General features: G+C 68.7%; 11 protein-coding genes and 1 riboswitch. Of the genes, 7 read left to right on the top strand and 4 right to left on the bottom strand.

The genetic code is table 11. The features are described 5' to 3' along the window. Positions 1-1,073 (bottom strand): O-acetylhomoserine aminocarboxypropyltransferase (locus Q0716_RS07475; protein WP_299021541.1); only part of this gene is annotated, 1,073 nt, incomplete at its 3' end. Between the two features lie 81 nt (positions 1,074-1,154). Between Q0716_RS07475 and Q0716_RS07470 the strand changes: the two genes are divergently transcribed. From Q0716_RS07470 to Q0716_RS07455, 4 genes are read left to right on the top strand one after another with little or no spacing between them, the layout of a single operon-like run. Further along, the gene (locus Q0716_RS07470) at positions 1,155-1,640 is read left to right on the top strand and encodes a CBS domain-containing protein (protein WP_299021540.1); all 486 of its coding nucleotides are present in this window, start codon (positions 1,155-1,157) and stop codon (positions 1,638-1,640) included. Between the two features lie 11 nt (positions 1,641-1,651). Continuing rightward, the gene (locus tag Q0716_RS07465) at positions 1,652-3,328 is read left to right on the top strand and encodes a Na/Pi symporter (protein WP_299021539.1); all 1,677 of its coding nucleotides are present in this window, start codon (positions 1,652-1,654) and stop codon (positions 3,326-3,328) included. A gap of 8 nt (positions 3,329-3,336) precedes the next feature. Then, complete coding sequence (aroC, locus tag Q0716_RS07460; protein WP_299021538.1) at positions 3,337-4,455, top strand: chorismate synthase; 1,119 nt, start codon at positions 3,337-3,339, stop codon at positions 4,453-4,455. Further along, complete coding sequence (locus Q0716_RS07455) at positions 4,452-5,663, top strand: MFS transporter (RefSeq protein ID WP_299021536.1); 1,212 nt, start codon at positions 4,452-4,454, stop codon at positions 5,661-5,663. Before aroC ends, Q0716_RS07455 begins: the two co-directional genes overlap by 4 nt. A 28-nt stretch (positions 5,664-5,691) precedes the next feature. Here Q0716_RS07455 and Q0716_RS07450 read toward each other — a convergent pair whose 3' ends face one another. From Q0716_RS07450 to Q0716_RS07440, 3 genes are all read right to left on the bottom strand, one after another. Then, positions 5,692-6,090, bottom strand: coding sequence for a type II toxin-antitoxin system VapC family toxin (locus tag Q0716_RS07450; RefSeq protein ID WP_299021532.1), 399 nt, complete (start codon positions 6,088-6,090; stop codon positions 5,692-5,694). After that, the gene (locus Q0716_RS07445) at positions 6,087-6,317 is read right to left on the bottom strand and encodes a type II toxin-antitoxin system Phd/YefM family antitoxin (RefSeq protein WP_299021530.1); all 231 of its coding nucleotides are present in this window, start codon (positions 6,315-6,317) and stop codon (positions 6,087-6,089) included. Before Q0716_RS07445 ends, Q0716_RS07450 begins: the two co-directional genes overlap by 4 nt. Positions 6,318-6,494: 177 nt before the next feature. Further along, on the bottom strand, positions 6,495-7,109 hold the full coding sequence (locus tag Q0716_RS07440; protein ID WP_299021528.1) for an NnrU family protein: 615 nt from the start codon (positions 7,107-7,109) through the stop codon (positions 6,495-6,497). 197 nt (positions 7,110-7,306) lie between these two features. Between Q0716_RS07440 and katG the strand changes: the two genes are divergently transcribed. The 3 genes from katG to thiC form a co-directional block, all read left to right on the top strand. Then, positions 7,307-9,487, top strand: a complete 2,181-nt coding sequence (gene katG / locus Q0716_RS07435) for a catalase/peroxidase HPI (RefSeq protein ID WP_299021526.1) — start codon at positions 7,307-7,309, stop codon at positions 9,485-9,487. Positions 9,488-9,657: 170 nt separating this feature from the next. Next, on the top strand, positions 9,658-10,959 hold the full coding sequence (locus tag Q0716_RS07430; protein WP_299021524.1) for a diguanylate cyclase: 1,302 nt from the start codon (positions 9,658-9,660) through the stop codon (positions 10,957-10,959). A gap of 77 nt (positions 10,960-11,036) precedes the next feature. Next, positions 11,037-11,142: riboswitch (TPP riboswitch) on the top strand. Between the two features lie 104 nt (positions 11,143-11,246). Next, positions 11,247-12,470, top strand: a 1,224-nt coding sequence (thiC, locus tag Q0716_RS07425) for a phosphomethylpyrimidine synthase ThiC (protein WP_299021522.1), incomplete at its 3' end; no start/stop codon positions are given.

Genomic DNA, 12,470 nt, shown 5'->3' with positions numbered 1-12,470 from the left:
GCGCGGCCGCCGCGCAGGTCGAAGCTGAACACGCTGCCTGCGCCGCGCGGCAGCAGCCGCTGCGCCAGCGCGTGGCTGGGGTGATCGGGCAGCATGGGGTGCCCCACGCGCGCCACCATCGGGTGCGCGGCCAGGAACTCCACCACCTTGGCCGTGTTGTCCACGTGTCGCGCCATGCGCAGCGGCAAGGTCTCGATACCCTGCAGGATCAGCCACGCGGTGTGCGGGCTCATGCAGGCACCGAAGTCGCGCAGCCCCTCGCGGCGCGCGCGCAGCGCAAACGCCCCCACGGTGGACTCCTCGCTGAACACCATCCCGTGAAAGCCGTCGTAGGGTTCGGTCAGCTCGGCATAGCGCCCGTCGCGCGCGTGTGCGCGCTCCCAGTCGAAGCGGCCGCCGTCGATCAACACGCCACCGATGACGGTGCCATGGCCGCTCAAAAATTTGGTTGCGGAGTGGTAAACCAAATCGGCACCCAGTGCCAATGGCTGGATCAACCACGGGGTGGTCAAGGTCGAGTCCACCAACAGCGGCACGCCCGCGGCGTGCGCGATGTCGGCCACCGCCGGGATGTCCAGCACGTCCAGGCCCGGGTTGCCCACCGTCTCGCCAAAGAACAGCCGGGTCTCGGGCCGCACGGCGGCGCGCCAGGCATCCAGGTCGCGCGGCGGCACGAAGGTGGTCTCGATGCCGAAGCGGCGCAAGGTGTAGTGCAGCAGGTTGTGGCTGCCGCCATACAGGGCGCTGGAGGCGACGATGTGCCCGCCCGCCCCCATGAGCGTGGCGATGGCCAAGTGCAGCGCCGCCTGACCACTGGCCGTGGCGATGCCGGCGATGCCGCCTTCGAGCGCGGCCACACGCTGCTCCAGCACCGCGGTGGTGGGGTTGCTGATGCGGCTGTAGACGTGCCCGGCACGCTCCTGGTTGAACAGGGCCGCGGCATGGTCGGCCGAGGCAAAGACGTACGACGTGGTCAGGTGGATGGGCACGGCGCGTGCCCCAGTGGCAGGGTCTGGGGCGGCGCCCGCGTGCAGCGCCAGCGTGTCGAAGCCGGGATCGGTGTAACCGGGCATGGTGTCTCCTCGTGTTGTGGTCTATATTAGCTTGCGCGGCAGCGTGTCCGCTGCGTCCCCGTGACATCAGGAGCCCTCACCATGAAAGTCCGAGACATTTTGCGCGTCAAAGGCGGCACTCTCTACACCGTCTCGCCCGGCGAGACGCTGGCGCGTGCGGTGGAGACCATGGCCCAGTTCGACATTGGCTCGCTGGCCGTGATGGAGCACGGCGAGCTGGTGGGCATGCTGACCTTTCGCGAGGTGATCGCCGCCATTGCCCGCAATGGCGGCACGGTGGGCACCACCACGGTGCGCAGCATCATGGAAGACCACCCCATGACCTGCACGCCCGAGACCGAGCTCGACGACGTGCGCCCCATGATGCTGGAGCGCCACACACGCTACATGCCGGTCATGGACAACCGCATGCTCATGGGCGTGATCAGCTTCTATGATGTGGCCAAGGCGGTGGTCGAGTCGCAGAGTTTCGAGAACAAGATGCTCAAGGCCTACATCCGCGACTGGCCCGAGGACGACGCTCCGGCGGCCGAGTCCGCCTCGCAGACCAGCGGTCAGCCCGGGTGAGTTGAGCGGCCATGGCGGACGGCGCCTGGGCCGTGGCCGCCGCCTTGCTGGGCGGCATTGGCCTGTTTTTGCTCGGCATGGAGCTCATGACCGAGGGCCTGCGCTTGGCGGCGGGGCCGTCGCTGGAGCGCATCCTGGCCGCCTCCACCGCCACGCGTTGGCGCGCCTTGGCGGCCGGCGTGCTGGTGACGGCGGTGGTGCAATCCTCCAGCGCGGTGACGGTGGCCACGATCGGCTTCGTCAACGCCGGGTTGCTGAACCTGGGTGGTGCGCTGTGGGTGCTGTTCGGCGCCAACGTGGGCACCACCATGACGGGGTGGATCGTCTCGCTGCTGGGGTTTGGCGTCAAGATCGACGCGCTGGCGCTACCGCTCATCGGGCTGGGGGTGGGGTTGCGCGTCAGCGGCGCGTCGGCGCGGCGCGGCGCGCTGGGCACGGCACTGGCGGGATTCGGCCTGCTGTTCTTGGGCATCGAGGTGCTCAAGGACGGCTTCGACGACGTCGCGCGGCGCATCGAGTTGCCGTCCGGCATGGGATGGACGGCAGTGCTGGCGCAACTGCTCGTGGGGCTGGTGTTGACCGTGCTGATGCAAAGCTCGAGCGCCTCGCTGACGGTGGCGCTGAGCGCCGCTCAGGCGGGGCTGATCAGCGCGCAGGGGGCCGCCGCCGTGGTCATTGGCGCCAACATCGGCACCACGGTGACGGCAGTGTTGGCGGCGCTGCAGGCCACGGCCAACGCTCGGCGTGCGGCAGCGGCGCACGTGGTCTTCAACGTACTGACGGGCGTGGTGGCGCTGCTGTTGCTGCCGTGGCTGGTGCAGTGGCTGCTGCAGGCCAAGGCGGCACTGGGGCTGCCGCCGCTGCCCGCCCTGACGGTGGCGATGTTTCACACCACCTTCAACGTCATGGGGGTGGCACTCATGTGGCCACTGGCCCCGACCCTGACGCGCTGGCTGCAGGGGCGCTTTCGCGCCGCCGAGGAGGACGAGGCCCGGCCCCGCTACCTGGACCCGAACGTGCTGACCGTGCCGGCCCTGGCCCTGCAAGCTCTGGCACGCGAGCTGCACCGCCTGCAAGGGTTGGCGGCGCGCGCCCTGCGCACGGTATGCGATCTGCCCGCGTTGGCCGGGCCGACGGCCGGTGTGGCGCCGGACGCCGACGAGGCGCAACGGCGCGCGCGGCTGGTAGCGGCGCGCACGGTCGCGCGTCGGCTGCAGCGGGCCGTGGGCGAATTCGTGACGGCGCTGCAGCGCACCGAACTGGGGCGCGATGGCGCGGCGCAACTGCCGCAACTGCTGCGCGTGGCCCGCTATGCCGACCAAGCCGTCGAGCAGGCCGAAGAAGCGGCCGAAGCGCTGGCACCGTGGCCGGCCGTGGCCCCCGGCGTGCCGCGGCTGGAACTGGCGGCGTTTCGCCAGCGGGCACAGGCGCTGCTGACCCCGCTGCAGGGCGACGTGGCCGACGATCCGGCCGCCCTGGAGGCGGCGCTGACCGAGGCCGAAGACGCCTACGCCGTGCTCAAAGATGCGCTGCTGCGTGCCGGCGCCCAGGGCGCGTTGTCACTGGACGCGATGGACGCCTGGTTGCGCGCCATCAGTGAGCTGCGCCGAGGCTTGCAACAAATGACCAAAGGCGCATTGCTGTTGGCCGACTTGGGTGCCGGCCATGATCGACGCGCTGCGGGATAATGGCGGGCATGAGCGGCAACACCCTGGGCACCCTGTTTCGCGTCACCAACTTCGGCGAATCGCACGGACCGGCCATTGGCTGTGTCATCGATGGGTGCCCGCCCGGCATGGCCCTGTCGGAGGCCGACATCCAGCCGGATCTGGACCGGCGCCGTCCGGGCAGCAGCAAGTTCGTCACCCAGCGGCGCGAGGCCGATCAGGTGCAGATCCTCAGCGGGGTCTACCAAGGTCGCACCACGGGTGCGCCGATCGCGCTGCTCATCGCCAACACTGACCAGCGCAGTCAGGACTATGGCGACATCGCACAGACCTTTCGGCCCGGGCATGCCGACTACACCTATTGGTACAAGTACGGTATTCGCGATCCGCGCGGCGGTGGGCGTTCCTCGGCGCGGTTGACGGCGCCCACCGTCGCGGCTGGTGCCGTGGCCCGCAAGTGGCTGCGCGAGCACTATGGCACCGTGGTGCGCGGTGCCTTGTTGCAGATCGGCCGCGTTGCCGTGCCGTTCGAAGGGTGGGAGCATGTCGACGCCAACCCGTTTTTCGCGCCCACGGCCGACGTGAGCGCGCTCGAGGCGTACCTGGGTGAGATTCGCAAGGCTGGCGATTCGGTCGGTGCCCGACTGCGCGTGGTGGCGCAAGGGGTGCCAGTCGGGTTGGGCGAGCCCATCTACGACCGGCTCGATGCCGACATTGCGCACGCCATGATGGGGCTCAACGCCGTCAAGGGGGTGGAGATCGGCGACGGCTTTGCCTGCGTGGCGCAGCGCGGTAGCGAGCACGGCGACGCCATCACCCCGCAGGGGTTCGTCTCCAACCACGCGGGTGGCGTGCTCGGGGGCATCAGCACCGGGCAGGACATCGTGGTGACGCTGGCCATCAAGCCCACCAGCTCCATCCTGGTGCCGCGTCCCTCCATCGACACCACGGGCGCCCCCACCGAGGTCATCACCAAAGGGCGTCACGACCCGTGCGTGGGCATCCGGGCCGTGCCCATCGTCGAGGCTTTGCTCGCCCTGGTGCTGATGGATCACGCGCTGCGCCACCGCGCGCAGTGCGGTGACGTGCGGGTGGTGCCCGGGCCCGTGGCGGCGCAGGCGCCGACCGACCCGACGACGCGGTCATGAGCGCACAGGCGGCGGCGCCTGCTGCCCCCGCGCGCTCGCTGTGGCCGTTTGCGGCGCTCTCGGCGGGGTATTTCGCGCACATCGGGTTTTTCAACCCGTACCTGCCGCTGTGGTTGCAGCACCTGGGCTATGGGCTGTGGGCCATCGGCTTGTTGACCGCGCTGCAGTCGGCCACCCGGCTGTTCGCGCCCTACCTGTGGGGGTGGCTCAGCGACCGCAGTGGCGACCCGGTGCGCTGGCTGCGCGTGTGTGCCGGGGTGGCGCTGGGGGTCTCACTGGGGCTGTGGTGGCAACCCGCCCCCTGGTGGTTGCCGCTCGTGTTGCTGCTGCTGTTCACCCACACCAGCGCGATGATGCCGCTGTCCGAGACCGTGCTCGCGCACGCCATGGGCGCGGCGGGGCGCTTCGACGCCGGTCGCTACGGGCGCGTGCGCCTGTGGGGCTCGTTGGGCTTTTTGCTGACCGTCCTGGCCGCGGGCGTGTGGTTCGAGCGGCATGGGCTGGGAGGCTTTCCCCTCTGGGCCAACCTAACCCTGGTGCTGGTGGTGGCGGCCGTGTGGGCCATCCCGCCGTGGCGGCAGGCGCCCCTGGCCGCCAGCGCCGCGCCAGCGCGCGTCGGCCCGGTGCTGCGCCAGCCCGCGGTGGCGTGGTTTTTCGTGGCCCTGTTCTGGCACGTGCTGGCGCACGTCCTCGTCTACATTTTTTTCTCGCTCTATTTGGACCGGTTGGGTTACGGCAAGGGCGCCATCGGCGCGCTGTGGGCCACGGCGGTGGTGGTGGAAGTGGCCTGGTTCTTCACCCAGGGGCGGTGGTTGCCGCGGCTGGCGCTGCCGCAGTGGCTGCTGCTGGCCGCGGTGCTGACCGCCGTGCGCATGGCGGCCACGGCCTGGGGTGCCGGGTGGTGGCCGGTGCTGGCATTGGCGCAGGGGCTGCACGCCGTCACCTTCGCCGCGCACCACACGGTGTGCGTCGCGCTCATCCATCGACACTTTCCAGGACGGTTGCGCGCGCGCGGGCAGGCCCTGTATGCCCTGATCGGCTACGGCGCCTCGGGCGTGGTGGCGGGCGCGCTGGGCGGCTGGGTGAGCAGCCGCTTCGGGCTGGCCGCGGTGTTCGTCATGGGGCTGCTGGCGGCCATCGCCGCCGCCGGTGCTGCCGCGATGGTAGGGCGCTACGATACCGCACAGTCAGCCCATCCGGCTGATTGATCTCCGGGGGTGCGATGATGGCGCCGCTCTACTGGTCGGCCGGAATGCGCTCGAGGGTGCCGACCCAATCCAGGATCAGCCGGTCGGCGGTCACCAGTGGCGTGTTGCGGTCGATGGCGGTGGCCATAATGAAGCGGTCGGCGGGGTCGCGATGCAGGTTCTCGAGCTGGGTCGACAGCAAGGCGATGCGGCCATCGACCGGGATTTCCACCAGGCCAGCACGCAACCAGTCCTCGCGCCACAGCCCGACCGGCATGGGCAGCGCGATGCGGCCGCGTTCCGCCAGCATGGCCACTTCCCAAAAACTGATGGCGCTGACCGCCACCTGCCCAGCCAGCCAGTCGGCCTGGATTCGCTGCCGCGCTCGCACCCCGAGCGCGGGGTCGTCGCGATCCATCCACAACAGGGTGTGGGTGTCGATGATCACGCCAGCGCTTTCCAGAGATCGTTTTCCAGTGGCGCCAGTACGTCACCACGAATGTCAAGGTTGCGGTGTAGGCCAAACGGGTGGCTGATGCGTTGCCCGGAATAGGGACGCAATTCCGCCACCGGTTTGCCATTCTTGGTCACCACCCAGATCTCGCCGGTGGTGGCCACCGAATCCATCAGAGCGAGGCATTTGGCCTTGAATTCGGAAGCTTGAATGGTCGGCACGGCGCTTTCTCCTGCAGATGACCACGCAGGAGACTATAGTCATCAAACTGGTCATCGTCAATGCCTTGTGCGAGTCTTGCGCCGGTTGCGGGCGTTCCGCACACCTGTTTGGCGTGGAGTGTTATGTCCCAACGATGACCCGAGGCGCAGCGCCAGGCCATCCACGCTCTGGGCGCCTCAACCGAATGGCCGCACGCCAAACAGGGCGCCGTGGGCCCAGAAGGCGAACACGGCCCAAGCGCCGACACCGACCACCACGGTGGCCACCGTGGGCGCGAGGGCGCTGCGCGCGCCCCGCACCTCGGCCACGTCGGCGGCATCATCGTCATCGTCGTCGGGCTGGCCTGCAGGGCGACGGCGAGCCGAGCGGTAGTCGAGCACGGCCCAGGCCAGGAAGCCGCCGAACAGCAGCACGTCGGCCAGCGTGCCGTTGGCCAACAGGTGCGCGAACGCCCACAGTTTGACGCCCAGTACCATGGGGTGCTGCAGCCGGGCCTTGATGGCGTTGCCCGGTACATACGCCGCCACCAGCAACACGAAGGCCAGCAGCGTCAACAGCGAGGCGGCATGGGCCATGCCCACCGGCGGCACCCATAGCGTGACCGGGTTGTGCCGCGCCAGGCCGTAGCCCCAGACGATCAGTACCAATCCCAGCAGCGACACCAGTGAGTACAACGCTTTCCAGGCGCCCAAGCCGATGCGGTCGATCATCTGGCTGCGCCAGTCGTCGGCGACGATGCGTACCGAGTGCATGCCCAGAAACAGGATCAGACCCAAGACCAGCCATTGCATCGCGTCGCTCCTCGTGCGGCGGGGCCGCGGGTGGATACACGGTCATCATAACCCGATCGAGCGTTCGTGCATCCGCTATGGCGGCCATAGACAGAAGTGAATCCACGGCCGGGGAGGTCGCGCTACAGTAGATCTGTCAATTGAAAAATATTTTTCGATTGACGTCATCGATGAAACATCGCTCACTGGAGATGAACATGAACGCTTCCCAACCTGCCCGCAGCGGGGGCTGTCCCTTCCACCACGGCGCCGTCACCCGCCAGGATCCCGCCCAGGCGCCGACCGCTCCCTGGCCCCATGCGCTCAACCTCGACATCCTGCACCAGCACGACACCAAAACCAACCCGCTGCCCGGTTTTCGCTACCGCGACGCGGTGCGCACGCTGGACGTGGAAGCGCTCGAGCGCGACCTGCGCGCGCTCATGACCGACAGCCAGCCCTGGTGGCCGGCCGACTACGGCCACTACGGGGGGCTGTTCATCCGCATGGCGTGGCATGCGGCCGGCTCGTACCGGGTCGCTGACGGCCGGGGTGGGGCCAACACGGGCAACCAGCGCTTCGCACCACTCAACTCCTGGCCCGACAACGCCAACCTGGATAAGGCGCGTCGGCTGCTGTGGCCGATCAAGAAAAAATACGGCAACAAGCTCTCGTGGGCCGACCTGATGATCCTGGCCGGCAACGTGGCCTACGAATCGATGGGGCTCAAGACTTACGGCTTTGCCTTCGGCCGTGAGGACATCTGGCACCCGGAAAAAGACGTGTACTGGGGGCCGGAGCACCAGTGGCTGCAGCCCAGCGAGCAGCGCTACGCCGACGTCGAGCGGCCCGAGACGCTGGAAAACCCGCTGGCGGCGGTGCAAATGGGGCTCATCTACGTCAACCCCGAGGGGGTCAATGGCCAGCCCGACCCGCTCAAGACCGCGCTGCATGTGCGCGAGACCTTTGCCCGCATGGGCATGAACGACGAGGAGACCGTGGCCCTGACCGCGGGTGGCCACACGGTGGGCAAAGCACACGGCAACGGCAGTGCGGCCAACCTGGGGCCGGCGCCCGAGGCAGCGCCGATCGAAGAGCAAGGCCTGGGCTGGATGAACCACGCCAGCCGCGGCATCGGCCGCGATACGGTCACCAGCGGCATCGAAGGTGCCTGGACCACCCACCCCACGCGCTGGGACAACGGCTACTTCGAGCTGCTCTTCGGCTATGAGTGGGAGTTGGCCAAGAGCCCTGCGGGCGCGTGGCAATGGCAGCCGATCGGTATCCGCCCCGAGCACATGCCGCCCGACCCCGAAGATCCCTCGCGCCGCACCCTGCCCATCATGACGGATGCCGACATGGCGCTCAAGATGGACCCCATCTACCGCCCGATCGCCGAGCGCTTCTGGCGCGATCACGCGGCATTTTCCGAGGCGTTTGCGCGCGCCTGGTTCAAGCTCACCCACCGCGACATGGGACCGCGTGCGCGCTACATAGGCCCGCGTGCTCCCAAAGAGGATTTATTGTGGCAAGACCCGGTACCGCCGGGGCCCCGTGACATCGACGTTGGCGCAATCCAGGCGCGCATCCGCGCCAGCGGCTTGAGTGTGGGCGAGCTCGTGGCCACGGCGTGGGACAGCGCGCGCACCTTCCGCCAGTCCGACTTTCGCGGCGGTGCCAACGGGGCGCGCATCCGCCTGGCGCCGCAGCGCCAGTGGCCAGCCAACGAGCCGCAGCGGCTGGACAAAGTGCTGTCGGTGCTGGAACCCATCGCGCGGGACTACGGTGCGAGCGTGGCCGACGTCATCGTGCTCGGCGGCAACGTGGGCGTGCAGATGGCGGCCGAGGCAGCCGGTGTGCCCATCGAGGTGCCGTTCGTCGCGGGGCGCGGTGACGCCACCGAAGCGTGGACCGATGCAGCGTCGTTTCGCTGGTTGGAACCGGTGGCCGACGGGTTTCGCCAGTATGTCAAACCCGGCATCGGCGTGGCGCCCGAGGATTTGCTGATCGACCGCGCCCAGCTGATGGGGCTGACGGCGGTGGAGATGACGGTGTTGCTGGGCGGCCTGCGCGTGCTGGGGGCCAATCATGGTGGCTCGGCCGACGGAGTGTTCACCGACCGGGTGGGGGTGCTGAGCAACGACTTCTTCGTGCACCTGACCGACATGGCCTACGCCTGGCGGCCGCTGGGGGATGGTCGCTTCGAGATCGTCGAGCGCGCCAGCGGTCGCGTGCGCTTTACCGCCTCTCGCGTCGATCTGGTGTTCGGCTCCAACGCCATCTTGCGCGCCTACGCCGAGGTGTACGCCCAGGACGATGGGCGTGAGAAGTTCGTGCGCGACTTCGTGGCCGTGTGGGCCAAGGTGATGCACGCCGACCGGTACGACCTGCAGCCGTGACACGCCGCTCCTCCCGGGGCCACCAGCGGACGCGCGCCTCCCCGGGTTGGGGGATGGCGCGCGTCGCCGCGTGGTGTTATATTTGGCAGTTTTAGAGCAAAATCCTCAGTGGCAATCGTATGCCCCGCTCACAGTCAGACTCCCTCCCCGCGCCGCCTTCCGCAGGCGCGGTGGACGAGTCGTCCCTGCTGGCCCTGGTGGCCGACTGGGTGTGGGCGACCGACGCCAGCCTGCGCGTCATTCAGGCCCAGCCCCTGCAGGGTGACCCCGGCCGATTGTCGTGGCTGGCGTCGCTCGTTGGCCGCCGACCGTGGGAGAGTGACGTGTGGCTGCAGCCCGACGGCCGCACGCGCCGGCTCTGGCGATCCCTGTGGCGGCGCGAGCCGTTCCGGGGTCTGGAGCTGCAGTGGCGCACTCGCCGCGGCGAGCCATCGTGGACCAGCATCAGCGGGGTGCCGCGCCGGGGCGAGGATGGCCGCTTTCTGGGCTACACCGGCGTAGCGGTCGACATCACCGCACGCAAGCGTGCCGAGATGGCCTTGCACGAGGCGCGAGCCGAGCTCGACGCCACCCTGCGGGCGTTGCCGGACCTGATGTTCGAGATCGACGCCGACGGCATCTTCCGCCACGTACACGCCCCGCGCCCCGAATGGCTGTACGTGCCTGCCGAACAGATCGTGGGTCGGCACCTGCGCGATCTGCTGCCCCCGGCGGTGGCCGACTTGACCGAGGCCGCCATGGCCGAGGCAGCGCGCGCCGGGCAGGCCAACGGCTACCGATACGCCATGACTTTGCCGGGCGGGAAACGTTGGTTCGAGTGTTCCATGGCGCGCAAGACCGCGCCTGCAGGGGCCGCGCTGCGTTTCATCGCGCTCGTGCGCGACATCACCGAGCTCAAAGCGCGCGAGGCCGAGTTGCAGGCCCTGGCGTTCCATGACCCTCTGACGGCGTTGCCCAACCGGCGCTTGCTGTTCGACCGCATCGAGCAAGTCCTGCTGCGGCAGCAGCGCGATCCGGGCTGGGCGGCGTTGCTGTTCGTCGATCTGGATGATTTCAAAACCATCAACGACACTCGCGGGCACGAGGCGGGCGACGCCGTGTTGGTCGAGGTGGCGGCCCGGCTGCGCGCGATGGTGCGAGCGGTCGATCCCGTGGGGCGACTGGGGGGTGACGAATTTGTGATATTGCTGACCGAGCTGGGCCCCGAGCCGGGGCCAGCGGAAGCCACGGTGCGGCGCATCGGGCTGGCGTTGCTGGAAAAACTGGGCGAGCCCATTCCGCTTGCGGACGCAGGCGTGGCGGTCTCGGTCAGCCTCGGTGCGCTGCTGTTTCGAGGGGCACATCCGTTGCCGGCGCTACTGGCCGCGGCCGATCGCTTGATGTACACGTCCAAGGGGGACGGCAAAGGCCGGCTCACGCTGCGGTACCACGACCGGCGCAACGACGACCCGACCCCGGTGAGCACCGGCTGACCCGGAGGGCGCAACCCCTGTGCGGCGTGGGTTTGCGACGCCTGTGGCCGCGGACGCGGGCTTGCCCTCTACAATCGAGTCGTGCTCCGGGGTGTCCGCCAACGGTGGGCTGAGATGGCCATGGGCCGAACCCGCGAACTTGATCCGGTTCATACCGGCGAAAGAAGAGCCGCAGCCGCCTGTACGAGGTGGGCGCTGGTCGAAGGCCCAAAGGGTCTTTGGACCGCACCTCTCGAGAGGCCGCCTTCGGAGCCGTATCGCCACCCCGCCCCGAAGGAGCCTCTATCATGAATGCCCCCGTCGAACCCTTTCAGGCTGAAGCCGCCCACGTGGACCCAGCGGCCGTGCAGCCGTTCCCCAACGCGCGCAAGATCTATGTGACCGGCTCTCGCCCCGACCTCCGCGTGCCCATGCGAGAAATCCGCCAAAGCGACACGCCAGCCGCGTTCGGCGCCGAGCCCAATCCGCCCATCTTCGTCTACGATACGTCCGGGCCCTACACCGACCCCGATGCCCGCATCGACATCCGCCGCGGCCTGCCCGCGCTGCGGCAGCGCTGGATCGAGGAACGCGGCGATACCGAGGAGCTGCCTGCGCCGAGCAGTGCCTACGGACGCGCGCGGGCGGCCGATCCGGCGTTGGCGGCGCTGCGCTTTCCGGGCCTGCAGCGCCAACCGCGGCGCGCGCGGCCCGGCGCCAACGTGACCCAGCTGCACTACGCGCGCCGCGGCATCGTCACGCCGGAGATGGAGTTCGTCGCCATCCGCGAAAACCAGCGCCGTGCCGAATACCTGGAGTCGTTGCGTGCCGCTGGCCCCACGGGGCAAAAAATGGCGGCCATGCTCGCGCGCCAGCATCCGGGGCAGGCGTTCGGGGCCCGCATCCCGGCCGAGATCACGCCCGAATTCGTGCGTGACGAAGTCGCGCGCGGCCGCGCCATCATCCCGGCCAACATCAACCACCCCGAGAGCGAGCCGATGATCATCGGCCGAAATTTCTTGGTCAAGGTCAACGCCAACATCGGCAATTCCGCGCTCGGCTCCAGCATCGCCGAGGAAGTGGACAAAATGACGTGGGCCATCCGCTGGGGGGCCGATACGGTGATGGACCTGTCCACCGGCAAAAACATCCACGAGACGCGCGAGTGGATCATCCGCAACAGCCCCGTGCCGATCGGTACGGTGCCGATTTATCAGGCGCTGGAAAAGGTGGGTGGACGCGCGGAAGAGCTGACGTGGGAGATCTTCCGTGACACGCTCATCGAGCAGGCCGAGCAGGGGGTGGACTACTTCACCATCCACGCCGGGGTGCGGCTGGCGTACGTGCCCATGACCGCGCAGCGCCTGACCGGCATCGTCAGCCGCGGCGGCTCCATCATGGCCAAATGGTGTTTGGCGCACCACCAGGAAAACTTCCTCTACACCCACTTCGAGGAAATCTGCGAGATCATGAAGGCCTACGACGTGGCCTTCAGCCTGGGTGACGGCCTGCGCCCCGGCTCCATCTACGAT

The sequence above is a fragment of the uncultured Tepidimonas sp. genome (assembly GCF_938045175.1).
Lineage (GTDB): Bacteria > Pseudomonadota > Gammaproteobacteria > Burkholderiales > Burkholderiaceae_C > Tepidimonas.
The sequence above is the reverse complement of the archived record's forward strand: the minus strand, read 5'-3'. Positions and strand labels throughout refer to the sequence as shown.